This is a genomic window from Tolumonas lignilytica (assembly GCF_000527035.1).
Taxonomy (GTDB): Bacteria; Pseudomonadota; Gammaproteobacteria; order Enterobacterales; family Aeromonadaceae; genus Tolumonas; species Tolumonas lignilytica.
Genome location: NZ_AZUK01000003.1, coordinates 1 through 25,217, shown reverse-complemented (window position 1 = coordinate 25,217; position 25,217 = coordinate 1). Strand labels below are relative to the sequence as shown.

Sequence of the window (25,217 nt, the reverse complement as noted above, 5' to 3'; positions counted from 1 at the left end):
TTCAGAAAGCTAACAAAAACTTAATGTGGGACGGTTTTCAACCGCCCCATAAGTAATAGTTAGATAATAAAAACGGCTTCATTGTTGGCGGTGAATTCAAGCCTTAAAGCGGCTGTGCAGAGGGTCCAGTGGTGTTTACGGCTCACTATCTGTGCGTGGGTTGCCTCGCGCAACACATGAATTCACGTTGATTCGGCAAACTGAAAGCCTGCGCGGGTTACGTCTTCGGCAACCTTCAGCGCCGTCAGTGTGTAACGCCTAAGCGGCTCATCATAGGGGCACTGTGTTTTTAGCAACCACTGCACGTTCATTAAATGAGCTAATTTGAGAATTCAGCAAATTTCGCTGATCCAATATTGCCAGCGAGTAATTCCAAGCGGTTGTTTGAAGCTGGCGCAGTGAAAATTGAAAGTCCGTGGCACCAATTAGCCAGCTTTTGGGTTGATAATAAACAACTTTTATTTGTTCATATCTAACAAAATTTTAATGTCGGATGGCACTCCGTGCCACCGCATAAAACGAAGTTATGCCCTATAGAGGTAATATGGAAGAACGTGAAATTAGAGAAAAGCTAATTCGAGCATTAGATGTTCTTGTTCAAAATGATGTTTTCTTATTAAGTAACAATGTTAATGAACGCTCTATTTCACATCGATTGGCAGTTTATCTAGAAAATGAATTCCCTAATTGGCATGTTGACTGTGAATATAATCGTGCTATCGAAAATCCTAAACGATTAAATATAGAAGAAATTGACAGTGAATCTACAGACACAAATGGTAAAACTGTTTTTCCTGACATTATTGTTCATCGAAGAGGTGAACAAAACAATCTATTAGTGGTTGAAATGAAAAAGACCACAAGCAACATTCCTGATGATTTTGATTATCTAAAACTTCAAGCTTTTAAAGCTCAATTAGGCTATAGATTCGCAGTCTTTATTAAAATGAAAACTATGCCGAATGATACTGGGTATAACGATCCAGTATGGTTCTAGGCATAACAAAAACTTGGTGTGGGATTGCTACGCAACCCCACAAGTTGAAGTTATGTTTTTATGACGTCCTCACTTTATTTCGATTTATCATATGGCTCTATCCGAAAAATCTACTGAAAAGTTGTTACGCTGGATTGCAGCAGAAGATGCATCTTCCAATGAAAGCCAACTCCTTTTAGCTTTTGATTTCCTTGAACAATACATGTCTGACCACGGTTTTTTACTCGATATACCGAAAATCCGACAACTTATCATGTCGTGTTCAATATTCCATGATATGACTCAGGCTGACATTGATACGGTTGTCGATAACAGACTTCAATTATTTATCGATATTGTGGAAATGAATAAATTAGCTCGAATTAGTGCTTTTCACATGTTAAACATGCCCATTGATTAGAAAAATGACAGACTCAATCTTTAGCCAACTTGGCAACAGATTGAAATATAATAACTTTAATCCATGATGCATAGCAAAAACATACATTACTCAAGCATGAACTATACTTAATTAACCTCAGTTCCTGAAACATGTACCGTATGAAGAAGATAATAAAAAAATTATTTTACTTATCTATCCCACTAATCATGCTGGCTGCTATCAGTTCTAAGCTATACCTTTATTTTGGCTATGCTTGGGTTGCTCAAACGATTGATCCAACCCCGATCTACAATTCAATTTCGGAAGTCGGTAATGAGATTGTAAGTCAACGAAATAACATCATTCCTAAGCTAACATTGATGAAAAACCAAATGGTTTATGTTTTGTTTAAGCAGCACAATCAGAACAACTGGTCATGCTTTCTAAGAGATAAAATGTATAACTTTGGCTGGACACTTTGTTCTAATTTATCCGCGAACAAGATAATTATAGATATATCCAAAAATGGCAGTTAATTTGTCGTTATCACCCAAAACATAACAAAAACTTAATGGTGGACAGCACTACGTGCTGCCCCATAAGTAATAGTTATACTTATCCAACTTAGATATATTTATATGAAAATCACACTTGAAAAGATAAAGAAAATAAAAAAACTTGAATTCTCCATTCCAGGGAAAGGTGTTTGGCTCGTTACCGGACTAAATGGTTCAGGCAAAACAAGCTTACTCGCAGCTTTATATCGAATTGGGTCAAGTTATGCCTTTCAACGTTACTACAGGACAAGTAAGTTTGAAAATAGACTTGACTCATTTAGTGAATCAAAAATCACCTATGAAATAAACAACAAATCCGTAACCTACAAATATGGTGGACAGAGATGGCGAGCTACGCCACAAAGCAATTCAAATCTATTTAATGAATATCCATACGTAGCTGTTAAATTTATTGAAGCCAATGGAGAACGCGTTGAACCAGTTGCAGATGATATCAGACCAAGATCTGTTCGTTCTGCTGATGACTCAATTAAAGAGTTTTTAGAACATGTATTGAATGATCAAAAATGGCGAAATTTAAAATACGTTAACACACAACGAGGTCAAGGAAGTCAGGCATATTTGATTCCATACACCTCACAAGGTGCAACTTATTATTATTCCGAAAAGAACTTTAGTTTAGGTGAACTATGCGTGCTCAAATTATCATCTAAATTAAGCAACATTGAAGAAAATAGTCTTGTCTTGATAGATGAAATTGAAATGGCACTACATCCTCAAGCTCAAGTTAGACTATTAGAAAGAATTCAGAGAATAGCCAAAGATAAAAATTTAACAATTTTATTTTCAACACACTCAGCAACACTAATAAAAAACATAAAAAGAAAAAATATAATTTTTATTAAAGAAACAAACGCTCGTCATTATGAGAGCCAAACAAACGTTTATCCTGCTCAAGTTCTTAGTGAAATAGCATATGATGATGAATTGAATGCTGACTATGTTTTCTTAGTGGAAGACAAACAAGCTAAAATATTATTAGAACAAATGATTGGGTCTTATTTTCAACATTGCAGACCCGATATATTTTACCAACCATTATTTAAAATTGTACCAATTGGTGGTTTTGTTCAAGTCTTAGAATTATTAAACATATCAAGTCAAATATTCCCCAGCTTTGTAAAAAAATACTCGTTTTTAGATGAAGACGTAAAATCTGAGACCTTAAGAAAAGCCAGAGCCGAACATAACCAAAGAGTGCTTGATCTATTTAATCAGTCTAGCGGGAAAGTTAATTTTTTACCATGCACACCAGAAGTTGGACTCATGGAGATGATTGAATCGACAGATGCAAGATTAATTCAAGAGTTATCAACATTATTTTCTGGACATCATATCCATATAGATAGAATTGTACAAAGCAATGAATATACAATCCTCAACGGCCAAAACAACAGAGATAAAGCAAAAAACAGAGTAAAATATGCTGTAAATAAAATCAATCAAACAACAGGCTTAGATACTACTGAAATATATCGTCATTTATACAAAAAATATTGTTTAAAAAAATACGCAACTAATTTTAATGAACTACATCAGTTATTCGGACCCATTATTAATTCAAGATAAGTATAACAAAAACTTAGTGTGGGACTGCTACGCAGCCCCACAAGTAAAAGTTATAAGTCTTCACGCGTTGTTGTATATAGTAAACTGGTTTACCATATTAATAACACAACAGCATGAGGCGTTAGTTATGTGGCAGCAAAGTTATAGTCAGATGGTGTCGGACGTTACCGTCGAAGAAGTATGGAATGTCTGGACAGATGTTAATCAATGGCATACTTGGCAAGATGACATTGAATTTGCTCGATTAGATGTTAATTTTAAGGTTGGCTCCGTTTTTAAATTTAAACCCAAAGGTGCGCCGACCTTCTCAATTGAAATCACCGAAGTAGTTGAAAATAGTCTCTTCACAGACTTAACTAAACTACCTCTAGCCAAAATGTATGATAAACATGAAATTATATCTCATGCTGACTGTATTGAACTAAAATCAACTATCCGCATTTGCGGGCCTTTGGCTTTTTTATGGAAACGACTTATCGCAAAAGGCATTGTTGAAAGCTTACCGACTCAGACTGAAAATCTACTTAAGAAAGTGCGCGATGTCAGAAAACAGCCCTTTTAAATATGATGTTGCAGATGCCAGTCCAGGATTTCTATTATGGAAACTCATGGGGCTCTGGCAAGCCAGATTATCGCAAGCGCTTTCTGTGTTTGAAATCACACAAACACAATATGCCATTCTTGCCTCTTTGCGTTGGTTTCAGGAGCACCAACAACTATCTACTCAAGCAGCACTTGTTACGCACACAAAAATTGAAAAAATGACGCTGTCAAAAGCAATTAGACAGCTAGAGTCATTCGGTCTAGTCGTAAGAACACCTGATGAACATGACAAACGAGCAGTCAATGTTCAGTTAACAGCTCAAGGCAATAACATTATTGCTGATGCAATTATTGCGGTTGAAAATGCTGATGAAGAGTTTTTTGGTGTTCTAAATGAGACAAATCTCTGTTCGTATAAAAATCTTACCGAACAAATCATTACTCAAAACGACTTATAACAAATAATTCAAACACGTTCGCTTCGCTCACTGGACGGCACTACGTGCCGCCGTTTAATTAAAAGTTAAACAGTTTTGGAGAGTTCAATTACATGGAAGATATTATTAAATCAATTAAAGCATTTTTATATGATAGAAGTTCGAGCCCATTATTTGGAGCCTACATCATTTCTTGGATTATCAGCAATTATAAGTTTTTTATCATTGCAATATCGGATGTAAAACCTCAAGTGAAAATTTCACTGATAAGTGAAATATATGATCAACATTATGCATTGTATTCATTCACAATATCACACAGATTGATTGATGGATTCATCTGCCCAGCTTTTTTAACAGTGCTATATATTTATATATATCCTATGCTGGCAGTTCCAGTATATGAATATAGTTTGCAAAGACAAAAAAGACTTAGAGAAATTAAACAAAAAAACGATGACAACAGACTACTTAGCGTAGCAGAATCTAGAGAGCTAATACTTCAAATTTCAAAATTAAAAAATGAAAATCAAGAGCTATCACTACAACATAGATTAGAATTATCGGCTGTTACTGAACAACTCAATGCCTTGAAAAGTGAGGCTGACAAAAACCCTTCAACGATATCCAACAAAAACACTTCAATATTTGACACTATCGAGTATTTAATAGACAAATCAGAGAAACTACAAAATGGTGAGTATGCATTCTACGATATAGTCAATTCGACAAAGGCAAATGGGTTGATCTCTGATGAAAAAGCTTTCAATGAAATTGAAAAATTATTTACAGATAGAGTCAAGTCGAGAAAAATAAAACATTTGAGAATGAAAAATGAAATATACATATTAAAATCAGATAAGTTCGAAAACCTATTAAACTCCGAAGAAGAGTCCGTACTGAACCAATTTTTGCAAAATAACAGAGCTGAACTAAGTGCAGAGGATATATCCAGAACCACAGTAATGAATAATGATTTAGTTAGGGTAATATTAAGTTCTCTATACGATGTCAACTATATAAGTATTGTCGATGATTATAACTCCAAGAGAACATATACTATAACAGATAGAGGACGCAAGTATTTAGTTGAAAACGATTTTATTAAGTAAAAACTGTTTAACAAAAAATTAATGTGGGACCACTTCGTGGCCCCATAATTCGAAGTTAAGTTCTTAGTTTGTCATCGCAAGCCTCGATGAAACATTGATGACCTGTTAACTGGTGCTATAATCAGGTCTACAAGTCACAACCGAGACATCAAAATGCAAGTGAAATTCTCTGAAGATGTTGTTCCATTGTCAGATCTCAAAGTGAACCCAGGCAAAATTGTTAATCAAACTGTTGAAACTCAACGCCCTATCCTTCTTACCAGCAGAGGTCGGGGTGTTGCTGTGGTTCAGTCATTAGCTGAATACGAAACTCGTGAAGAAGAGTGCGCTTTTCTTAAAGCTATTGCTCAGGGTCTTACGGATGCTCAAGAAGGCAGAACAATGTCTCTTGATGATGCCAAAAAGAAACTGGGTTTGCGCTAATGAAAATTACGATCACTGATTCGGCTTACGAAGATCTAATCGATATTAAAGAACACTATATACTCGAAGGCGTCGAGCACATTGGTGAAAAACATGTAACTGATATTTTTGAACACATTGAAAATCTGTCAGAGCATCCGCAAATGGGGCGCATTGTTCCTGAATACGGTTTAACGTCTATCCGAGAACTCATTCACCCGCCCTATCGAATTGTTTATCTGCTGAAAACAGATGAAGTTCAAATAATTAGAATCTGGCGAAGTGAACGGCTTTTAAAGCTGATGTAATCAACGACAACATCAAAAAACGAACTTAACAAAAACTTGAAACTGGACAGCACTACGTGCTGCCATTTAAGTAAAAGTTAGCTGCTTAGGAGAATTCCGATGCTTAAAGGTAGTTGCTTGTGTAATTCCATTCAGTATGAAATTCATGGTGAACTGGGGCCAACCATGATGTGTCATTGCTCCAAGTGCCGAAAAGCTAACGGTTCCGCTTTTGCTGTCAATTCAGCAGTTAAAGCAGAAGAATTCCATTTTGTGAAAGGCAAAGAGTTCGTTTCTGAATTTGAATCCACACCGGGCGTTTTCCGTGCTTTTTGCAAATGCTGTGGCACACCGCTTTTCAGCCGACGCCCATCGCAACCCGATATCCTCCGACTCAGAATTGGCAGCTTAGATACACCCGTTGACGTTAAACCCTTGGCTCATATTTTTGTCGGTTCAAAAGCCGCTTGGGATGAAATCCATGATGACATTCCACAATATGATGAACGCCCATAGTGTTGGTTTATTCATAGGTTCTGATATCGTTACGGTTTGCAATACGTTGATCCGATAACGAGACGGCCAAGGAACCTATGCTTTACCTGATATCCAAATATCTGATCACCGCTGGCATGGTGGTTTTGATCTCTGAACTAGCCAAGAAAAGTGACCGCATCGGAGCATTAGTTGCATCACTACCCTTGGTCACTATCCTGACGTTGATTTGGCTGTTTGTCGAAGGCCAATCGGAAACAAAGATCAGCAACCATGCTTATTATACGTTTTGGTATGTGATCCCAACGCTGCCAATGTTTATCTTGTTTCCTTATTTCATGTCTCGATTTGGTTTTGTGATGACATTAGTGATAAGCATTGTGTTGACCATCGTGACATTTGTTTTATTTGCTGCGTTTGTTAAACGATTTGGCATAAATCTGATGTAAAAAGCGCAGCTAACAAAAACTTAATGGCGGACGGCTTTCAGCCGCCCCATAAGTAAAAGTTAGGTAATTAATTTTCTTAATTATTTTGTGGAAACTTCGAGCCTTAAAGCGGCTGGTATGAGGGTTCCGTGTTGTTTACGGCTCACTTCCGGTGAAATGGTTGCCTTGCATAACTCATGATCTCACTTCCAGTGTGAAATTCTATTTTGCACTGGTTATGTCTTCGGCAACCTTCAAGTCCGTCGGTGTGTACGCCTGGAGCGGCTCATCATCAGGGCGTTTTGGTTTGAAACGACCACTCCCCGTTTCCTGAATGATGTCCGTGGAACACAAAGTAAACCGGCAGTTTCAAATCTGTCGGCGGGTAATTCCGAGCGGTGGTTTAAAGCGGGCGCAGTGGCAGCATTGAAGTCTGTGTCCCAATTAGCCAGTCCAGTGGTGATGAATAAAAGATATTTCTTTTGTTCTCCTACCTAACAAGGCGTTTAAACACGTTCGCTTTGCTCACTGGACGGCACGCGTGCCGCCGTTTAACTTATAGTTAGGTAATTAATTTTCTTAATTTTTTTGCGGTAAATTCGAGCCTTAAAGCGGTGGGTATGTGGGTTCCGTGTTGTTTGCGGCTCACTTCCAGTGAAGTGATTGCTTTGCATAACTCATGATCTCACTTCCTGTGTGGAATTCGATCTTGCACTGGTTATGTCTTCGGCAACCTTCAAGTCCGTCGGAGTGTACGCCTGGAGCGGTTCATCATCCGGGCACATAGTTTGAGGCTACCACTCCCCGTTTCCTGAATAATGACAGTGAAACATAAAACCAGCAGGCAGTTTCAAGCCCGTCGGCGGGTAATTCCGAGCGGTGGTTTAAAGCGGGTGCAGTGGCAACATTGAAGTCTGTGTACCAATTAGCCAGTCCAGTGGTAATGAATAAAAAATATTTCCTTTATTCTCCTACCTAACAAGGCGTTTAAACACGTTCGCTTTGCTCACTGGACGGCACTGCGTGCCGCCGTTTAACTTATAGTTATGCAGTTTTATTTCGCTGGTAGTTTTGCGGGGAATTCGAGTTTTAAAGCGGCGTTGGCTGCAAGCCTTGCGTTGTTTACGGCTCACTACCGAGAGTAGTGCCCGCTCATAATACGCCAAACAATATCAGTCGTGAGCTTCAGCAAATTCGATACGGCGATTATGCGCTTCTGCACATCAACGCCGTCGTGGGTAATTCCTTACAACCATTTTTTCTGTTTACAGTGTTGAACGCTAGCCCGAGAAACCAGTCGTTACTTCCGAGGCGAACTCGAGTTCGTTTTTTCAATACTGCATAACAAGGCGTTCAACGCCGTTCGCGTTGCTCACTGGACTGGTCTCCGCTTCGCTACGCCCAGCCCGTTAACTTGAAGTTATGCAGTTTTATTTCGCTGGTAGTTTTGCGTGTAATTCGAGTTTTAAAGCAGTGTTGCCTGCAAGTTCAGTGTTATTTACGGCTCACTACCGAAGCGTAGTGCCCGCTCATAATACGCCAAACAAAGTTAGCCGTGAGCTGCAGCAAATTTGGCTCGGCGATTATGAGCTTCTGCACATCAGCGCCGTCGTGAGTAATTCCTTACAACCACTTTTTCTATTTGCGGAGTTGAACGCTAGCCCGAGAAACCAGTCGTTACTTTCGAGATGAAATCGGGTTCGTTTTTTCAATACTGCATAACAAGGCGTTCAACGCCGTTCGCTTTGCTCACTGGACTGGTCTTCGCTTCGCTACGCCCAGCCCGTTAACTTGAAGTTAGATTATTGGATAAAGACATGGTTGAAAATCAAACAAAAAACATCCTCTTCATTGAGAGATTTACCAATACAAACGGATTCTTATTCATACTCGGGTTGATAATGTATTCTGACATATATTTTTCATTAAAATACAACAATGAAACACTTAGCTTGGTCAGTTTATCAAATCAACAATATATTGACGTTCGATCAATGATTGAATACATGCTAATATTCCTATTTATCCATGCCCTATTTTTACCACTATCACTTAAAGCTTTCGATAAATTTTACAAAAAAAACAGCATGAATTCATCTCGCGCAAGTAATTATTTGGTTTCTTTGACCGAACTTAGAGATTCAGCCATAATAGAATCGAACTCTGCCGCATATAAACATTATGAAAATGAAAAATTTAGATTAGAAAAAATTGAGCTGCTTAGGAAAAACTCACTATTCATATTCATAATGAGCATACTTTACGTTTTATTATATTTATCAAAATTCACCCCATTATCAACCATCAATGAGTTATCTAAGTTTGCATCATCTTCATCAAATTTATCACTGGTTATTTATACATCAATAGCTATATTTACGGTATGGATTGCAAACAACATAAGTAAGAATTCAGATGAAAATTATGAGAATACGTTCATATTCAACTATGGTTCACGCCTTGAAAAAACATGGCTGAATGAATTAACATCAGGTCTTATAGATAAAGATGAAGCAATAAAAAATATCAGAAATATTAAAGCATCCCCTCACTATGGAAAATCTAGTTTTGATGCCGACCCAGAAGTTTCAAAAGCTAGAATATACTGTGAAAAACATAAGTTAACTTACACTGAAGATTTCCAGTTAAAACTCACTCCTAAAGCAAATTACTTTTTGAGATTTTCAAGATAAATCTAACAAAAACTTGGTGTGGGATTGCTACGCAACCCCACAAGTTGAAGTTAAACTTTAGTTAGCCCCCGATTAAACAGAAACATTTTGATTTTATTTAAAGGAAACAATAATGACTGAGAAAGTGACTCAAAATAAAATAATGGCTGCTCTTGACTGGACATACGAGAAGGCCGTAGAAGGTGGAATTCCTGGTTTAGATTCAGCAATTGAACTAGCAGATGACTATATTAATAGCGACGGTACAATTACAGATAAAGTTAATTCATTAATTAGATGGCAAAACACAAAAGCAGGCACATCAGGCTTTATAAATGGACTAGGTGGTTTTGCTCTTATGCCAGTAACAATCCCAGCAAATATAACTTCTGTGATGTATGTTCAAGTTAGAATGATAGCTGCGATTGCCCATATGGGGGGGCATAATTTGAAAGACGACAGAATTAAAACTCTTGTTTATACATGTTTGTGTGGTAATGCAGCTAAGGACATTATTAAAGATATTGGTATTACAGTAGGCACTAAACTTACTCAGCAGGCAATTAAAAATATATCGCAAGAAGTTATTGTGAAGATAAATCAAGCTGTCGGTTTTAGACTCATAACAAAATTTGGACAAACAGGAGCCATAAATCTTGGCAAAGCTGTTCCTATTATAGGCGGATTAATCGGCGCCACTTTTGATTCAGTAGCAACAAATACAATAGGAAATATTGCGAGAGATACGTTTGTTGCAAAAGTTTAACAAAAACTTAATGGCGGACGGCTTTCAGCCGCCCCATAAGTAAAAGTTATGTGATTAGAGGTAGTCATGGCCTTTGATGATAAATTCAGACTCAGCAGTCACGCTGTTATTCTCAATTCTGTCGGCGAAGTTTTGCTCTTAAAAGCTGATTATGGCGCTAAATCTTGGGGGCTTCCTGGTGGTGCATTAGAACCTGGCGAAACCATTCACGAAGCCTTGCTCCGAGAGTGCCGTGAAGAACTGGGTTCTGACGTTCTCATCAATTATCTCAGCGGTGTGTATTTCCATTCAGCCTACAATTCACAGGCTTTCATTTTTCGCTGTGAACTGCCCTCACCTTCTAACATCATCCTCAGCAACGAACATTCTGAATTTCGTTATGCCGCAATTTCAGAACTCAGTGGCGTCCAACAACAGCGCATTTCTGACTGTCTTAATTATTCTGGAGTTGTCGTCAGTGCCAAGTTTTAACGCAATTCGTTTATCCTGCTAAATCAGCTCATAACCTTGATATAGCTCAGTTTTACTTAATTGAGTCCTCGATTTCATTTGTCTCTGTTAGCACCATTCGGCATCATGTTTCTATGAGCAAATCAAAAGCAGAAAATCGGTGTTGGGCATCTGATCTGTCATTAATCAGTGCGGTAGCCATGCCTCTCAAAATCGACTTGTTTGCTGCAAGACAAAATCACATAACAAAATTTTAATGTCGGATGGCACTACGTGCCACCGCATAAAACGAAGTTAGGTAATAAAAGCAGCTTCATTGCTTGCTGTGAATTCAAGCCCTAAAGCGGCTGTGCAGATGGTCTAGTGGTTTTTACGGCTCACTATCTGAGCGTGGGTTGCCTCGCGCAACACATGAATTCACGTGAAGTGGCAAACTGAAAGCCTGCGCGGGTTACGTGTCGGCAACCATCAGCGCTGTCAGTGTGTAACGCCTAAGCGGCTCATCATCGCGGCACAGTGTTTTTAGCAACCACTCCCGCTCACTGAATAAGTCAGTCGATGTTTCAGCAAATTTCGCTGCATCGATATTGTCGGCGAGTAATTCCAAGCGGTTGTTTAAAGCTGGCCCAGTTGCAACATTGCAGCCTGTGGTTCCACTTAGCCAGTTTTGTTGTTGATGATGAATATATTTTTCTTTGTTCATACCTAACAACTAATTCAAACCCGTTCGCTATCGCTCACTGGACGGCACTGCGTGCCGCCGTTTAATTAAAAGTTATGCAGTTTTATTTCGCTGATAGTTTTGCGGGTAATTCGAGCTTTAAAGCGGTGTTGGCTGCAAGTCCTGTGTTGTTTACAGCTCACTATCGAGAGTAGTGCCCGCTCATAACACGTCAACTTAGTTCGCCGTTATGCATCAAGAAATTCGACGCGGTTATGAGCTTCTGCACATCAACGCCGCCGTGGGTAATTCCTTACAACCATTTTTTCTGTTTACAGTGTTGAACGCTAGTCCGAGAAACCAATCGCAACTTCAGCGATGAACTTGGGTTCATTTTTTCAATACTGCATAACAAGGCGTTCAACGCCGTTCGCGTTGCTCACTGGACTGGTCTCCGCTTCGCTACGCCCAGCCCGTTAACTTGAAGTTAGAATTTATTCATAGCAAACTAGGTAATTCAAAGATGATATTGTACATATCTATATTCACGATATTATTCGCCGGTTTTACTCAAGGTTTAACTAGCTTTGGGTTTGCTCTAATTTCAATGCCTATTCTCGTAAAAATGATGCCTCTTACTGAAGCTGTACCATTGGTTGTGATCTTGAGTTTTTTCACCAACACAATCCGTCTTGTGCAAACATGGCGACATATAGAATTAAAAAAGATATCTTTACTGATATTCGCCAGCCTTATCGCAGCACCTATCGGCACTTTCTTATTGATATATATGGCCCCCAATATTCTAAAACTAATAGCTGGTTTTATTATCGTAAGCTTTTCATTATTGCTTATTACAAATCATACATTTCCAATAAGAAATGACCGAGTCGCCTATTTTCCTGTTGGGTTTATGAGTGGTCTTCTTAATGGCAGCATATCAATGAGTGGACCACCTGTTGCTCTGTTTTTATCCAACCAAGGCGTTTCGAAAGAAGTTTTTCGAGCTAATATCACCGCTTTTGGATTTATATTAAATATAGTCACAATCATCACGTATTTTTCATCCGGCTTAGTTAGCCCAACGCTAATACAACATATTGCTTGGCTATTACCAAGCATGATTATCGGCACTATAATCGGTGCTAAATCGATACAATACATCAACAACATTTGGTTCAAAAAAATCACTCTTGTCTTAATTTTGAGCTCAGGAGTGTTAACCACTTATGGCTCACTAAAAGCACTTATATAAAAATTCTAACAAAAAATTAATGTGGGACCACTTCGTGGCCCCATAATTCGAAGTTAGGTAATTAATTTTCTTAATTTTTTTGCGGTAAATTCGATCCTTAAAGCGGCTGGTATGAGGGTTCCGTGTTGTTTGCGGCTCACTTCCGGTGAAGTGGTTGCCTTGCATAACTCATGATCTCACTTCCTGTGCGGAATTCAATCTTGCACTGGTTATGTCTTCGGCAACCTTCAAGTCCGTCGGTGTGTACGCCTGGAGCGGCTCATCATCCGGGCGTTTTGGTTTGAAACGACCACTTCCCGTTTTCTGAATGATGTCAGTGAAACATAACGTAAACCGGCAGTTTCAAATCTGTCGGCAGGTAATTCCGAGCGGTGGTTTAAAGCGGGTGCAGTGGCAGCATTGAAGTCTGTGTACCAATTAGCCAGTACAGTGGTGATGAATAAAAGATATTTCCTTTATTCTCCTACCTAACAAGGCATTTAAACACGTTCGCTTTGCTCACTGGACGGCACTGCGTGCCGCCGTTTAACTTATAGTTAGGTAATAAAAGCGGCTTTAATTGTTGGCGGTGAATTTTAGCCTTAAAGCGGCTGTGCAGATGGTCCAGTGGTTTTTGCGGCTCACTTCCGGTGTCTAGGGTTGCTTACGCATAACAGTTTTCAGCATTCGTGTGGTTAACTCGGTTTTGTGAGGCATTATGTCTCCAGCAACCCTTCAGCGCTGTCGTGTGTACGCCTGAAGCGGCTCATCATCCGGGCGCTGTCGTTGGGGCAACCACTCCCCGTTTCCTGAATAATTTCAACGAAACGTGAAGTAAACTGGCTGTTTCAAGCCTGCCGGCGGGTAATTCCGAGCGGTGGTTTAAAGTGGGTGCAGTGACAACATTGAAGTCCGTGTACCAATTAGCAAGTCCAGTGGTGATGAATAAAAGATATTTCCTTTGTTCTCCTACCTAACAAGGCGTTTAAACACGTTCGCTTTGCTCACTGGACGGCACTACGTGCCGCCGTTTAACTTATAGTTAGGTAATTAATTTTCTTAATTTTTTTTGCGGTAAATTCAAGCCTTAAAGCGGCTGGTATGATGGTTCCGTGTTGTTAGCGGCTCACTTCCGGTGAAATGGTTGCCTTGCATAACTCATGATCACACTGCCGGTATGTAATTCAATCTCGCACTGGTTATGTCTTCGGCAACCTTCAAGTCCGTCGGTGTGTACGCCTGGAGCGGCTCATCATCCGGGCACATAGTTTGAGGCGACCACTCCCCGTTTCCTGAATGATGTCAGTGAAACACAAAGTAAACCGGCAGTTTCAAATCTGTCGGTGGGTAATTCCGAGCGGTGGTTTGAAGCCGGTGCAGTGGCAACATTGAAGTCTGTGTACCAATTAGCCAGTCCAGCGGTGATGAATAAAAGATATTTCCTTTATTCTCCTACCTAACAAGGCGTTTAAACACGTTCGCGTTGCTCACTGGACGGCACTACGTGCCGCCGTTTAACTTATAGTTATGTGATTAGTTAATTCAATATTGGTGTGCCAGCGCTACCACGTAAAAAGCAATTTCATATTTATAACTATCTGATTTTCTTAATTTGTCATGTTCATGTCGTAAAGATGTCGTCACACCAGCTTCTTGTTTTGTCTCATAGTTTCAGTCGAACACCAGAGACAGAGGGATAACAATGATTGTTCGTAAATTAAGACTTCAACGTGGTTGGTCTCAAGATCAACTTGCTCAACTGAGTGGCTTAAGCATTCGCACTATTCAGCGAATTGAACGCGGTCAAACTCCAGGTCTTGATTCATTAAAATCACTGGCGGCTGTTTTTGATGTTCATGTCACTGAACTACAAATGGAGAATGACATGACTCAAGAAAATCAGACAACTCAACTTGATGAGACAGAACAGAAAGCAATTGAATACGTGCGTGACATTAAAGGGTTTTATTCCCATGTCATAAAATACGTCGTTGTTATTTCCATCTTGTTTATCATCAATTTCACTACCGACCGTAGCTATATCTGGGCTTGGTGGCCGATGCTTGGCTGGGGCATTGGTGTTTTATCACATGGATTGAATGTGTTTGAAGTGTTTCATTTCTTCAGCCCAGATTGGGAAAGGCGTCAAATCGAAAAACGCCTTGGCAGAAAACTATAAAAATCACATAACAAAAAATTAATGTGGGACCACTTCGTGGCCCCATAATTCGAAGTTATGTGATTAAGGGGTTGTCATGGCTTTTGATGATAAATTCAGACTGAGTAGTCATGCGGTTATTCTTAATTCCGAAGGGCACGTTTTACTTTTAAAAGCCGATTACGGTTCCAAATCCTGGGGGCTTCCTGGTGGTGCATTAGAGCCCGGCGAAACCATTCACGAAGCGTTGATCCGCGAGTGCCGTGAAGAACTCGGGTCTGAAATTCTTATCCATTATCTCAGCGGTGTGTATTTCCATTCTACCTATAATTCACAGGCTTTCATTTTCCGTTGCGAACTGGCTTCACCTTCTAAAATCATCCTCAGCCACGAACATTCTGAATTTCGTTATGCCTCAATTTCAGAACTCAGTGCTGTCCAACAACAGCGCATATCTGACTGTCTTAATTTTTCGGGTGTTGTTACCAGTGCTAAATTCTAATGCTGATCAATCTATCATTACCTTGCACAGATATGATGCACAGCATTGATATAGCTCAGTTTTCATTAATTGAGTCCCGATTTCATTTGTCTCTTTCAGTACCATTCGGCATCATGTTCATATGAGTAAATCAAGAGCAGAACACGGGTGTTGGGCATCTGATTGTCGATAGTCAGTGCGGTAGCTTTTGCTCTCAAAAAACCGTCTTTTGCTGCAGCCAAAATCACATAACAAAAACTTAATGGCGGACAGCACTGCGTGCTGCCCCATAAGTAATAGTTAAGTTCTTCCAATCGAGAGCTCTTATGAAAATACATAACTCGCTATATTTTGCGTTCCTGTTTGGGCTTTCATTATTAATTCCAATCACATTTACTTATGCTGGCGAATCAGATGCCGCGTTATCTCAGGCATATCAAAACCAGCAAAGTAATTTGCAAATCCAAGGTGATGGTATTGTTGTCAAAGTGCTGCCTGATGATACTCGGGGTTCTCAGCACCAACGTTTTATTCTAAAACTTTCAACTGGTCAGACATTACTTGTTGCCCATAACATCGACTTAGCACCAAGAGTTGAAAGTCTGAACGAAGGTGACACCGTTGAGTTCTACGGTGAATACGAGTGGAATGAAAAAGGTGGGGTTATTCACTGGACGCATCATGATCCGCAAAATCGCCATGTTTCCGGTTGGTTGAAGCACAACGGTCAAACCTACCAATAAACGAAGGTACAGGGAGTTTACCTTGAGAAAATTTTTTATCCTGATTGCATTGTGTGTCGCCGCATTCCAGCATTTTTATAAATCTGATGCGGCCGCACCAACATCATCAATTAGTTCAATAATAGACGACTCGACGCCCTCGCCTACGGTTGAAATGAATTCGTCATCTTCGGTATTTTCATGCCAAGGGAAAACGCATTGTTCAGAAATGAACTCATATGCAGAAGCCAAATTTTACTTAGATAATTGTCCAGGCATGAAAGTCGATGGCGATAATGATGGCATCCCTTGCGAGCGTCAGTTCGGTCAATAAAGGCAAAAGCACTTAACAAAATTTTAATGTCGGATGGCACTACGTGCCACCGCATAAAACGAAGTTATGTGTGTTAATCATTGAATTTAGAAATAAACAAATACTTAGGCCATAAGTAATGCTTATGCAAAATAAAACTGGATTTAGATGTATGAAAAACAAATTTTTATATACTTTATTTTTAATAATTGCTGGTTGCTCTAGCTTTTCAAAAAAACAGGAAGAAAACATTCAAGGCGTAACAACTGACAATGTCTTTTTTTCTAAAAATACACCAGCACTTAGTGTAAGCATAAGCAGAGAATTTTCGTATTTTGGCCATCTTCATGAAAACAAATACTTCCCATATACGGATGGAAGTGGCGGGTCTTATCACAACATTGATTCGTACTATTTTGTTGAAGACAACAAGAACAAAGAAATATCAAAAATAATCACGATTGAAACCAAGAAAATAGATTTTGGTGAATACAAGCAAGATACAACCGAATGGATGAATCCAAAAATAAATCTAGAAACATTAAATTACTTAGGTGAATCCTATCAAGCAGGAACGACCATAGCCAACTTTGCATGTAATGACACGCAACGAAAACTATTCACCAGCAAAGGTTACATACTACCAAGCTCCTTCCTTATTAGAACGGCTAGTCGTCGTTTTGGATATAACAATCAATATTTATTTAGAATTTGTTACGCAGAAGATATTGATATAGACCCAACAAAATTAAATAATGCCATTCTAAATGACAGCGATAAACTATACTTAGATCTCTTTTCAAAAAGAGCAAGCAATAGTATTAGATTTTCGAATGTATACCCCATCAAAAACAGCAAACTCCAACTTATTAATCTAGATGCTAGCAAAACATTCGGCTTCATTTTCAACGAAAACAGGAAATATAAGAAATGCGATAACATCGAAATATGTGCAAATTTAATCACAGATATCTTGGCTAACAACTTTTCCATTAGCCCAAATAAACAAACCAAAACAAATCCTGTGTTCAAAATTCATCTGGATGAAGCTGCAACTGTTCAACATATAGAACTAATCAAATCTAGTGGTGATCGTGTTATCGACAATGCAGCAACAGACGCAATTCAAAAATCATCACCCTTTCCAGAATTAACCAGTCTTCCCTCAAACATTTTCAATAAATATTTTAAAACAATAACTATAACATTTGACCTCACACACATAACAAAAACTTAATGGCGGACAGCACTACGTGCTGCCCCATAAGTAATAGTTAGATTTTTTATCGAACTAATCGTGGAAACTGGAGCTCAGGATAATGTTATCGATCAATACAATTAAAAAATCCATTATTTTTTATACTATTAGTTTAGCTACATTCCCTCTCTATTGTTATTCAGCAGAGAACTCTGGCTGTTCTGATATGTATAGCGACAACCATATGGCCGCAGTAGATTGGGTTAAATCAACTGTTGAAGGCCATTTCGTTCATAAACAAAAGGCCATCCAGTTATTACGCGACATACCCAAAGACGGTGAACAATCTAAATATTTCAACCAGGTGTATTCCAATCTTAAGGGTGTAGAACTGAACAGAAATGGTGATTGGGTTTGTGTGGGTGTGCCTGGAAAACGCCCAATTGAAGTCTTGACAGGTTGGGTTCCGAAGGATGTATGGCTGTTATCACCCCAACCACAGCAGGAATCTTATAAATGGGAAGGGGTATGGCAAAATGATAGTGCAAAAATAAAAATAGCAAAGACAGGCGATAACACTTTTAAATTCATAGGTAATGCCATCTGGGTCGGCAAATTTTCTGATATGCCTCACTTTGCAGATTTCAGCTTCACTGCATCTCCTGAAAGAGACTTTCTTCATATCCCTAAAACCAAAGAAAACAATTGTGAACTCAACTTTAAATATTTGGGCGATTATTTGTTTGTGTCTTCCCCTGAAGGATCAATGTGTGGTGCTGTTAATACAACATTTAATGGTGTTTATAGATTTAGGAAAAACATAAAAACAAATTATTGAGATTAGCTAAAGTTCGGTGGCAATCAAAATCTAACAAAAATTTAGTGTTGGACGGCTTCGCCGCCACACAAATAGAAGTTAAGCTGCTTCCTTCGATGACCTGATGTTATATAGATGCTAGAATTTTCCGCATACCAGATGATTATTGCTTATTTTAAATACAGCATTAGGATTTTACTTTAAGAGAAAGTGATGAGAATTTCAGATAAATACTTGATATCAAATCTTTTTTCTAAAGCAACATTGGAGTTGCTAACGGAAAATGATGGGCACATTCAAGTTGCTAACAATATCTTAAAGCATCTTGATGTTAACTATAGAGCCCTATTTGATGCCTACAATAGCATTTATAAAATGATGATGACTGGCTACAGAAATGAGTATGTATTCAAAAATGCTATTGCTGAAAAAATAATCAAAGGTCGCCACAAAATGGCGAATGTATCATATTTCACTGAATTTAGAGTGAGAAAAGTTATTGCTGATTGTGTAGTTGTGAACGGCAGCACTTCCGCTTATGAAATAAAAACTGAATTTGATACATACAATAGACTCCAGAATCAACTTAGCTTTTATAAAAATGCATTCGAAAAAGTATATGTTGTTGTTCCAGAAAATGATGTCAAAAAATTATTAATAGAAATAAGTGATGATATTGGGGTTTTATCATTAACAAAAAAATATACCTTAAATGTAGTTAGAGAACCAACATCAAACATTGACAATCTTGAACATGAAATAGTCTTTGACTGCCTAAACAAAAATGAAATATACAATTTGACACTGAAGCACTTTGGTTTTCTACCCAATGTGCAACCAGCCTTTGTTCGAGGTGAATGTCGAAAACTTTTTTCACAACTACCTAAAAGCACAATAAACGATGAATTTAGATTAGCTTTGAAATCAAGACATGAAATTTTGAAGCACAAAGAAAGTGCATACAAAATACCAAGTTCACTATTATCTTTGCTATTCACTTCTAATTTTTCAGAAAAAAAATATGAGAAACTCATATACAACTTAAATGAGGTTATTGCTTAAAATATTAAGGAGTTTTCATGTATTTCCCTTTTTTGCGCGGAAAACAAAATGAGTTGTTAGCTTTGAGAGAATGCTCGGATAAATTAACAACAAGCAAAAAAATCATCCCAATAATAGAACCAGTGACTAAAGGTTCTAATCCATTATTTTCTTGTTTAAAGTGTCTTAACGAGAAAAATATAAGTCACATTGTTGTTTACAACTCGCTCAATGGTCATTTCTCTAAAAGACCTAGTGAAATGAAAAAACTAGCTTCAGAAATAATAAAAAAGATTCCGAGCACCGAGTTTGCCTACATTGTCACAAATAACACAACAACAGCTGAGATACATGAATTTTTAGAAGAAACAAAAGATAGAAACTTTTCATTTATTCATATGACTGCTTATGAAAATCCATCTTTGTTAATTTCATCTTCAACTTCAGATAATTTTAGATATCACATATTCACAGAGTCCGCAGTAAGTAGAAGATATAAAAAACAATTTTCATCGTTCAATTGTGTTGCCATAAAAAATAACTTTAGAGAAGTTAAGAAAAATGCTGAATATTCAGACCCTGATCATGAATTCTATACTGATGACCATTTAAATTTTAGCGATGATGGTTTATTTGGATTTGGTGATTATACAATCCTACCAGAAAAATTCAAAGAAGGTGGTTTTCAACCTTATACAGCAGCATTGCATTTAACACATGAAGAACGAGATGATAATGAAATTTGGGTTAAGCACTTTCTATCTGAGGTCTATGACTATCCGACATCAGATCAAGCCAAATTAATTCATGAAGCCCTACCTGATTTAGTCGCTTTTGTAGAAAAAAACAAACCTTATTTCGATTTTTCAACAGCCGTTTCCGAATACATTAAAATACATAATGAAGGTAGAATAACGAATCTGGGGCTTACCAAAAAACTATCTATAAAGCATCACCTAGAGCTCATGGTCGAAGTGTTAAAATAATCGCAGCTTAACAAAAACTTTAAGTTGGACGGCACTACGTGCCGCCCCTTAAGTAAAAGTTATGCAGTTTTAATTTGCTGATAGTTTTGCGGAAAATTCAAGTTTTAAAGCGGTGTTGGCTGCAAGTTCAGTGTTGTTTACGGCTCACTACCGAGAGTGGTGCCCGCTCATAATACGCCAAACATTTTCACCGCGGGCTTCAGCAATTTCGATGCGGCGATTATGAGCTTCTGCACATTAACGCCGTCAGCGGGTAATTCCTTACAACCATTTTTTCTGTTTACAGTGTTGAACGCTAGTCCGAGAAACCAATCGTTACTTCCGAGATGAATTCGGGTTCATTTTTTCAATACTGCATAACAAGGCGTTCAACGCCGTTCGCGTTGCTCACTGGACTGGTCTCCGCTTCGCTATGCCCAGCCCGTTAACTTGAAGTTATTTTGGCTTTGATAATTAGAATGTTTAAATAAGTGATATTGTATTTTATACATAAAAAATGAGATGAACATGCTAAAAGAAATCAAAGATTCTTGGGGTTGGGTTGGCATCGAACCGCAAGAAATAGTAATAGTGAACGAATTTGGAAATCTTATTATCAAAGATCTAAATGACAAATTTTGGCGTTTATGCCCAGAAGATGTTTATTGTAAGGTTGTAGCCGAGTCAATCGAAGAGTACAACGTGCTCATCAAGAATGAAAAATTCCTTGAAGATTGGTTCATGTCTGCGATGGTCGCAGAAGCCGAAAAAAATCTAGGCGCACTAGAGCCAGGGCATAAATACCACATGGTAATTCCTGGCGTTTTAGGCGGCGAGTATGGTGGTAAAAATGTTAAGGTTGCCCCTCATGTTGAAATTATCAGATGTTCTGGTGATCTCGGTAAGCAAATTGAAGAACTTCCAGACGGCGCACAAATTCAACTCAAGGTGGTTCCATGAAATCACATAACGAACAGCTGGCATCGCTAACAATGATATGAATTGTTTTTCACTGTTTTTGTTCTTTTTTGGTGAAGTGATATTCAACTATTCGAGGCTGAAAACGAACGTTTTATGTCATGTTACGCGTAAAAGAACCGTAAAATGAAACACTTTGGTAATAAAATCAAGTTACTGACTTTTTCTCTGGTGGTTGTTTCACCGCCAAATACTAATAAGCCAAATAACAAAAACTTAATGGCGGACAGCACTACGTGCTGCCCCATAAGTAATAGTTATGCCCTATAGAGGTAATATGGAAGAACGTGAAATTAGAGAAAAGCTAATTCGAGCATTAGATGTTCTTGTTCAAAATGATGTTTTCTTATTAAGTAACAATGTTAATGAACGCTCTATTTCACATCGATTGGCAGTTTATCTAGAAAATGAATTCCCTAATTGGCATGTTGACTGTGAATATAATCGTGCTATCGAAAATCCTAAACGATTAAATATAGAAGAAATTGACAGTGAATCTACAGACACAAATGGTAAAACTGTTTTTCCTGACATTATTGTTCATCGAAGAGGTGAACAAAACAATCTATTAGTGGTTGAAATGAAAAAGACCACAAGCAACATTCCTGATGATTTTGATTATCTAAAACTTCAAGCTTTTAAAGCTCAATTAGGCTATAGATTCGCAGTCTTTATTAAAATGAAAACTATGCCGAATGATACTGGGTATAACGATCCAGTATGGTTCTAGGCATAACAAAAACTTGGTGTGGGATTGCTACGCAACCCCACAAGTTGAAGTTAAGCTCTTGTCAGTTGTTGCGCAACACGCTACACTTTCATCATGATCAAATCATTCAAACATAAAGGCCTCAGGCAATTCTTTGAAGATGGCAATACCGCAGGTATTCAGCCAAAACACACAAAGAAACTGAGAATGCAGTTGGCTGCAATCGATACGGCGCAGGTCATTGATGACGTCGATCTTCCCGGCTTTGATCTTCATCCTCTAAAAGGAGAGCGAGCTGGCACTTGGTCGATATCAGTTAATGGAAACTGGCGAGTCACATTTGAGTTTCAGGATGGTAATGCGTACATCCTTAACTATGAGGATTACCACTAATGGCTATGTATAATCCCCCTCACCCAGGTGAGTTTATTGAATCTATTTATTTAGAACCATATGGCATCAGTTGCCGCAATCTTGCCTCTCACCTTGGCGTTGCCGCATCAACATTGAGCCGTATTCTTAAAGGTCAAAGTTCAGTCACACCAGAAATGGCATTGCGGTTATCTAAAGTGCTAGGTCGTACACCTGAAAGCTGGCTTGCTATGCAAGATAACTATGAATTATGGCAAGCCCGTCAAACACTGAATCTTTCAAATGTTCATCCGCTGAATCTTACCTCGCTTACAGCTTAACAAAAACTTAATGGCGGACAGCACTACGTGCTGCCCCATAAGTAATAGTTAGGCGCTAAACCACTAGTTTCATCTTTTTCGACAAATAGCCAACGAAAACGCTAGAAAAGCCTAAATACAGATTTTATCTTACTGTGACCTAAACACTTCATAGAAGACTTAACATGCTAAACTCAATAGAAATAGAAAAGTTATTAATAAAATATGGTTTTACACAACATATAAAACACGAAAGAATAAATGGTTTTAAAATAAAAAACATCAAACACCCAATTTACACAAAAACTCCAGATAAAAAATCAAAACAAGGTTTTGTAGCCAAATCACCTCTTGTTATTCACTCAAATTATCAATCTCTAAAGCATGATTTAGATAAAATTTCTGGCATTGAAATTGATTGGGATAATTTTTATCATAATTCTAACCTTAAAGGTTTTGAATTGAGATCTCGAAAAGGAAAAAAGGATATAGAATTTGGCATTAACATAAATATATCTCATGAAAAATCGTTAAATGACCTGATAAATTATCTGGCAAGCAATTCAACCGGTAACGGTGATAGTGATGTAGATATAGCGACAAGTGATAATCCAAAAAATACGACAGGTAGTTCCACACAAAACACTAGAATTGGTCAAGATGTATTTAGAGCTAAATTAGTTTCTTATTGGGGGAAATGCGCCGTATCTAATGTCACCAACCAATCATTATTACGAGCATCACATATAAAGCCTTGGTGTGAATCAACTGACACTGAGCGTTTAGATGTCTATAATGGACTATTATTAAACCCAACATTAGACTTGTTATTTGAATTAGGTTATATCAGTTTTGATGCGGCAGGTTTTATCTTATTGAGTGAAAAAATTAGTGATCAGATTTCCCATTTGCATCTTACCAATACATTACGATTAGAAAAAATAGAACTTGGCCATCATGAGTATCTCGATTGGCATCGTAAATATAAATTTCAGGGGTAACGCCTAACAAAAACTTAATGTGGGACGGTTTTCAACCGCCCCATAAGTAAAAGTTAGGTAATTAATTTTCTTAATTTTTTACGGAAAATTCGAGCCTTACAGCGGCTGGTATGAGGGTTCCATGTTGTTTGCGGCTCACTTCCGGTGAAATGGTTGCCTTGCATAACGCATGATCTCACTACAGTGTGTAATTCAAATCCGCACTGGTTATGTCTTCGGCAACCTTCAAGGCCGTCGGTGTGTACGCCTGGAGCGGCTCATCATCCGGGCGTTTTGGTTTGAAACGACCACTGCCCGTTTCCTGAATGATGTCAGTGAAACATAACGTAAACCGGCAGTTTCAAATCTGTCGGTGGGTAATTCCGAGCGGTGGTTTAAAGCGGGTGCAGTGGCAGCATTGAAGTCTGTGTACCAATTAGCCAGTCCAGTGGTGATGAATAAAAGATATTTCTTTTGTTCTCCTACCTAACAAGGCGTTTAAACACGTTCGCGTTGCTCACTGGACGGCACTGCGTGCCGCCGTTTAACTTATAGTTATGCTCAAAGAGGTTACCTATTTGACGAATGTAAATACTGAATATGAAAAATTAGTGGCCACAATACATCAAGGAATGCTCAACTATGATGGCTTTGACAATTTACGAGTTGAACACAATATCACTCTAATCGGCAAAAGCGGAGCCAAACATCAAATTGATGTATTCTGGGAGTTTAAAGCCGCAGGTACTACTTATAGAACTTGTGTGGAATGTAAAAATTACTCATCTTCAGTTAAGAAACTTCATGTTGCAGCATTTGCGTCAGTTTTAAATGACATTGGAAATGCAAACGGCATAATTGCAACAACATCATCATTCCAAAAAGGAGCTTTACTCTTAGCGAAAGAAAATAATATCAGGTTAGTTACAGTTAACCACTTATTACAATCTATCCATTTAACGATGAATCCGACACAAAGCAACATTGATAATTTACAATTCCAATTTAGCAGAGATAGCATCGTTAGCGCCTTAAAAAGAAACAATATTACTGAATTAAATTTTAACTACATGATAAACGGCAATGATTTTTTATTAGATGAAAATAACAATCCTGTCATTAAGATAGCAGACCTAATACGAAGTCACGTAAAGAATGAAGGTGAAAACATCATTGAAAATGTGAATTTATT

At 38.2% G+C, this 25,217-nt stretch carries 29 protein-coding genes; 28 read left to right on the top strand and 1 reads right to left on the bottom strand.

Features of this window, described 5'->3' with window-relative positions:
- The first annotated feature begins 544 nt into the window (after positions 1-544).
- The 13 genes from H027_RS18150 to H027_RS0116630 all read left to right on the top strand — a co-directional run bounded on the left by H027_RS18150 (position 545) and on the right by H027_RS0116630 (position 11,118).
- Positions 545-997: a hypothetical protein gene (locus tag H027_RS18150; RefSeq protein ID WP_024873545.1), complete on the top strand. Its 453-nt coding sequence runs from the start codon at positions 545-547 to the stop codon at positions 995-997.
- A gap of 91 nt (positions 998-1,088) precedes the next feature.
- The gene (locus tag H027_RS0116690) at positions 1,089-1,397 is read left to right on the top strand and encodes a hypothetical protein (RefSeq protein ID WP_024873569.1); all 309 of its coding nucleotides are present in this window, start codon (positions 1,089-1,091) and stop codon (positions 1,395-1,397) included.
- A gap of 599 nt (positions 1,398-1,996) precedes the next feature.
- Entirely contained in the window at positions 1,997-3,505 is a 1,509-nt protein-coding gene (locus tag H027_RS0116680) for an ATP-dependent nuclease (protein ID WP_024873567.1), read from the top strand.
- Positions 3,506-3,632: 127 nt separating this feature from the next.
- Complete coding sequence (locus H027_RS0116675) at positions 3,633-4,067, top strand: SRPBCC domain-containing protein (RefSeq protein WP_024873566.1); 435 nt, start codon at positions 3,633-3,635, stop codon at positions 4,065-4,067.
- A complete protein-coding gene (locus tag H027_RS0116670; RefSeq protein WP_024873565.1) occupies positions 4,045-4,506 on the top strand; it encodes a MarR family winged helix-turn-helix transcriptional regulator in 462 nt (153 codons plus the stop codon). The genes H027_RS0116675 and H027_RS0116670 overlap by 23 nt, the downstream gene beginning before the upstream one ends.
- A gap of 92 nt (positions 4,507-4,598) precedes the next feature.
- Entirely contained in the window at positions 4,599-5,597 is a 999-nt protein-coding gene (locus H027_RS0116665) for a hypothetical protein (RefSeq protein WP_024873564.1), read from the top strand.
- Between the two features lie 153 nt (positions 5,598-5,750).
- The gene (locus tag H027_RS0116660) at positions 5,751-6,020 is read left to right on the top strand and encodes a type II toxin-antitoxin system Phd/YefM family antitoxin (protein WP_024873563.1); all 270 of its coding nucleotides are present in this window, start codon (positions 5,751-5,753) and stop codon (positions 6,018-6,020) included.
- Positions 6,020-6,307, top strand: coding sequence for a type II toxin-antitoxin system RelE/ParE family toxin (locus H027_RS18145; protein ID WP_038150155.1), 288 nt, complete (start codon positions 6,020-6,022; stop codon positions 6,305-6,307). Before H027_RS0116660 ends, H027_RS18145 begins: the two co-directional genes overlap by 1 nt.
- Positions 6,308-6,406: 99 nt before the next feature.
- Positions 6,407-6,802 (top strand): GFA family protein, encoded by a 396-nt coding sequence (locus H027_RS0116650; protein ID WP_038150153.1) that lies wholly within the window; start codon positions 6,407-6,409, stop codon positions 6,800-6,802.
- 77 nt (positions 6,803-6,879) lie between these two features.
- A complete protein-coding gene (locus tag H027_RS0116645; protein ID WP_024873561.1) occupies positions 6,880-7,230 on the top strand; it encodes a DUF3147 family protein in 351 nt (116 codons plus the stop codon).
- Between the two features lie 1,796 nt (positions 7,231-9,026).
- Positions 9,027-9,902, top strand: coding sequence for a hypothetical protein (locus H027_RS0116640; protein ID WP_024873560.1), 876 nt, complete (start codon positions 9,027-9,029; stop codon positions 9,900-9,902).
- Positions 9,903-10,014: 112 nt separating this feature from the next.
- Positions 10,015-10,647, top strand: a complete 633-nt coding sequence (locus H027_RS0116635) for an EcsC family protein (protein WP_024873559.1) — start codon at positions 10,015-10,017, stop codon at positions 10,645-10,647.
- 66 nt (positions 10,648-10,713) lie between these two features.
- Complete coding sequence (locus H027_RS0116630; protein WP_024873558.1) at positions 10,714-11,118, top strand: NUDIX hydrolase; 405 nt, start codon at positions 10,714-10,716, stop codon at positions 11,116-11,118.
- 430 nt (positions 11,119-11,548) lie between these two features.
- Here H027_RS0116630 and H027_RS0116625 read toward each other — a convergent pair whose 3' ends face one another.
- A complete protein-coding gene (locus tag H027_RS0116625; protein WP_024873557.1) occupies positions 11,549-11,800 on the bottom strand; it encodes a hypothetical protein in 252 nt (83 codons plus the stop codon).
- Positions 11,801-12,281: 481 nt separating this feature from the next.
- Here H027_RS0116625 and H027_RS0116620 point away from each other — a divergent pair, with 481 nt between their 5' ends.
- The 15 genes from H027_RS0116620 to H027_RS18560 form a co-directional block, all read left to right on the top strand.
- The gene (locus H027_RS0116620) at positions 12,282-13,013 is read left to right on the top strand and encodes a sulfite exporter TauE/SafE family protein (protein ID WP_024873556.1); all 732 of its coding nucleotides are present in this window, start codon (positions 12,282-12,284) and stop codon (positions 13,011-13,013) included.
- A 1,681-nt stretch (positions 13,014-14,694) separates the two neighbouring features.
- Positions 14,695-15,171 (top strand): 2TM domain-containing protein, encoded by a 477-nt coding sequence (locus H027_RS0116615; RefSeq protein WP_024873555.1) that lies wholly within the window; start codon positions 14,695-14,697, stop codon positions 15,169-15,171.
- A 76-nt stretch (positions 15,172-15,247) separates the two neighbouring features.
- Positions 15,248-15,652 carry an NUDIX hydrolase gene (locus H027_RS0116610; protein WP_024873554.1) on the top strand — a complete coding sequence of 135 codons (405 nt, stop codon included), beginning with the start codon at positions 15,248-15,250 and terminating at the stop codon, positions 15,650-15,652.
- A 305-nt stretch (positions 15,653-15,957) separates the two neighbouring features.
- Positions 15,958-16,374, top strand: a complete 417-nt coding sequence (locus tag H027_RS0116600) for a DUF3465 domain-containing protein (protein ID WP_081741593.1) — start codon at positions 15,958-15,960, stop codon at positions 16,372-16,374.
- Between the two features lie 22 nt (positions 16,375-16,396).
- Entirely contained in the window at positions 16,397-16,687 is a 291-nt protein-coding gene (locus H027_RS19040; RefSeq protein WP_024873551.1) for an excalibur calcium-binding domain-containing protein, read from the top strand.
- Positions 16,688-16,838: 151 nt separating this feature from the next.
- Positions 16,839-17,903, top strand: coding sequence for a TonB C-terminal domain-containing protein (locus tag H027_RS0116590; RefSeq protein WP_024873550.1), 1,065 nt, complete (start codon positions 16,839-16,841; stop codon positions 17,901-17,903).
- Between the two features lie 82 nt (positions 17,904-17,985).
- Positions 17,986-18,702, top strand: coding sequence for a hypothetical protein (locus H027_RS0116585; RefSeq protein WP_024873549.1), 717 nt, complete (start codon positions 17,986-17,988; stop codon positions 18,700-18,702).
- 192 nt (positions 18,703-18,894) lie between these two features.
- A complete protein-coding gene (locus H027_RS0116580) occupies positions 18,895-19,743 on the top strand; it encodes a sce7726 family protein (RefSeq protein WP_024873548.1) in 849 nt (282 codons plus the stop codon).
- Between the two features lie 17 nt (positions 19,744-19,760).
- The gene (locus H027_RS0116575; RefSeq protein WP_024873547.1) at positions 19,761-20,708 is read left to right on the top strand and encodes a sce7725 family protein; all 948 of its coding nucleotides are present in this window, start codon (positions 19,761-19,763) and stop codon (positions 20,706-20,708) included.
- 507 nt (positions 20,709-21,215) lie between these two features.
- The gene (locus H027_RS0116570) at positions 21,216-21,647 is read left to right on the top strand and encodes a T6SS immunity protein Tdi1 domain-containing protein (RefSeq protein ID WP_202593507.1); all 432 of its coding nucleotides are present in this window, start codon (positions 21,216-21,218) and stop codon (positions 21,645-21,647) included.
- Positions 21,648-21,942: 295 nt separating this feature from the next.
- Positions 21,943-22,395 carry a hypothetical protein gene (locus tag H027_RS0116565; protein WP_024873545.1) on the top strand — a complete coding sequence of 151 codons (453 nt, stop codon included), beginning with the start codon at positions 21,943-21,945 and terminating at the stop codon, positions 22,393-22,395.
- A 93-nt stretch (positions 22,396-22,488) separates the two neighbouring features.
- The gene (locus tag H027_RS0116560) at positions 22,489-22,767 is read left to right on the top strand and encodes a type II toxin-antitoxin system RelE/ParE family toxin (protein WP_024873544.1); all 279 of its coding nucleotides are present in this window, start codon (positions 22,489-22,491) and stop codon (positions 22,765-22,767) included.
- On the top strand, positions 22,767-23,066 hold the full coding sequence (locus tag H027_RS0116555; RefSeq protein WP_024873543.1) for a HigA family addiction module antitoxin: 300 nt from the start codon (positions 22,767-22,769) through the stop codon (positions 23,064-23,066). Before H027_RS0116560 ends, H027_RS0116555 begins: the two co-directional genes overlap by 1 nt.
- A gap of 164 nt (positions 23,067-23,230) precedes the next feature.
- A complete protein-coding gene (locus H027_RS18565; protein ID WP_024873542.1) occupies positions 23,231-24,046 on the top strand; it encodes an HNH endonuclease in 816 nt (271 codons plus the stop codon).
- 557 nt (positions 24,047-24,603) lie between these two features.
- On the top strand, positions 24,604-25,217 hold a 614-nt coding region (locus H027_RS18560), incomplete at its 3' end, for a restriction endonuclease (RefSeq protein ID WP_161632475.1).

Excerpts from the sequence above, each read along its gene's own strand:
- H027_RS0116555 (WP_024873543.1), top strand. The coding sequence starts at position 22,767 with ATGGCTATGTATAATCCCCCTCACCCAGGTGAGTTTATTGAATCTATT.
- H027_RS0116560 (WP_024873544.1), top strand. The coding sequence starts at position 22,489 with ATGATCAAATCATTCAAACATAAAGGCCTCAGGCAATTCTTTGAAGAT.
- H027_RS0116625 (WP_024873557.1), bottom strand. The coding sequence starts at position 11,800 with ATGAACAAAGAAAAATATATTCATCATCAACAACAAAACTGGCTAAGT.
- H027_RS0116620 (WP_024873556.1), top strand. The coding sequence starts at position 12,282 with ATGATATTGTACATATCTATATTCACGATATTATTCGCCGGTTTTACT.
- H027_RS0116575 (WP_024873547.1), top strand. The coding sequence starts at position 19,761 with ATGTATTTCCCTTTTTTGCGCGGAAAACAAAATGAGTTGTTAGCTTTG.
- H027_RS0116665 (WP_024873564.1), top strand. The coding sequence starts at position 4,599 with ATGGAAGATATTATTAAATCAATTAAAGCATTTTTATATGATAGAAGT.
- H027_RS0116645 (WP_024873561.1), top strand. The coding sequence starts at position 6,880 with ATGCTTTACCTGATATCCAAATATCTGATCACCGCTGGCATGGTGGTT.
- H027_RS0116635 (WP_024873559.1), top strand. The coding sequence starts at position 10,015 with ATGACTGAGAAAGTGACTCAAAATAAAATAATGGCTGCTCTTGACTGG.
- H027_RS18145 (WP_038150155.1), top strand. The coding sequence starts at position 6,020 with ATGAAAATTACGATCACTGATTCGGCTTACGAAGATCTAATCGATATT.
- H027_RS0116640 (WP_024873560.1), top strand. The coding sequence starts at position 9,027 with ATGGTTGAAAATCAAACAAAAAACATCCTCTTCATTGAGAGATTTACC.
- H027_RS0116650 (WP_038150153.1), top strand. The coding sequence starts at position 6,407 with ATGCTTAAAGGTAGTTGCTTGTGTAATTCCATTCAGTATGAAATTCAT.
- H027_RS0116660 (WP_024873563.1), top strand. The coding sequence starts at position 5,751 with ATGCAAGTGAAATTCTCTGAAGATGTTGTTCCATTGTCAGATCTCAAA.
- H027_RS0116690 (WP_024873569.1), top strand. The coding sequence starts at position 1,089 with ATGGCTCTATCCGAAAAATCTACTGAAAAGTTGTTACGCTGGATTGCA.
- H027_RS0116585 (WP_024873549.1), top strand. The coding sequence starts at position 17,986 with ATGTTATCGATCAATACAATTAAAAAATCCATTATTTTTTATACTATT.
- H027_RS0116610 (WP_024873554.1), top strand. The coding sequence starts at position 15,248 with ATGGCTTTTGATGATAAATTCAGACTGAGTAGTCATGCGGTTATTCTT.
- H027_RS0116630 (WP_024873558.1), top strand. The coding sequence starts at position 10,714 with ATGGCCTTTGATGATAAATTCAGACTCAGCAGTCACGCTGTTATTCTC.
- H027_RS0116565 (WP_024873545.1), top strand. The coding sequence starts at position 21,943 with ATGGAAGAACGTGAAATTAGAGAAAAGCTAATTCGAGCATTAGATGTT.
- H027_RS0116600 (WP_081741593.1), top strand. The coding sequence starts at position 15,958 with ATGAAAATACATAACTCGCTATATTTTGCGTTCCTGTTTGGGCTTTCA.
- H027_RS0116590 (WP_024873550.1), top strand. The coding sequence starts at position 16,839 with ATGAAAAACAAATTTTTATATACTTTATTTTTAATAATTGCTGGTTGC.
- H027_RS0116615 (WP_024873555.1), top strand. The coding sequence starts at position 14,695 with ATGATTGTTCGTAAATTAAGACTTCAACGTGGTTGGTCTCAAGATCAA.
- H027_RS18150 (WP_024873545.1), top strand. The coding sequence starts at position 545 with ATGGAAGAACGTGAAATTAGAGAAAAGCTAATTCGAGCATTAGATGTT.
- H027_RS0116675 (WP_024873566.1), top strand. The coding sequence starts at position 3,633 with ATGTGGCAGCAAAGTTATAGTCAGATGGTGTCGGACGTTACCGTCGAA.
- H027_RS18565 (WP_024873542.1), top strand. The coding sequence starts at position 23,231 with ATGCTAAACTCAATAGAAATAGAAAAGTTATTAATAAAATATGGTTTT.
- H027_RS0116570 (WP_202593507.1), top strand. The coding sequence starts at position 21,216 with ATGCTAAAAGAAATCAAAGATTCTTGGGGTTGGGTTGGCATCGAACCG.
- H027_RS0116670 (WP_024873565.1), top strand. The coding sequence starts at position 4,045 with ATGTCAGAAAACAGCCCTTTTAAATATGATGTTGCAGATGCCAGTCCA.
- H027_RS0116580 (WP_024873548.1), top strand. The coding sequence starts at position 18,895 with ATGAGAATTTCAGATAAATACTTGATATCAAATCTTTTTTCTAAAGCA.
- H027_RS0116680 (WP_024873567.1), top strand. The coding sequence starts at position 1,997 with ATGAAAATCACACTTGAAAAGATAAAGAAAATAAAAAAACTTGAATTC.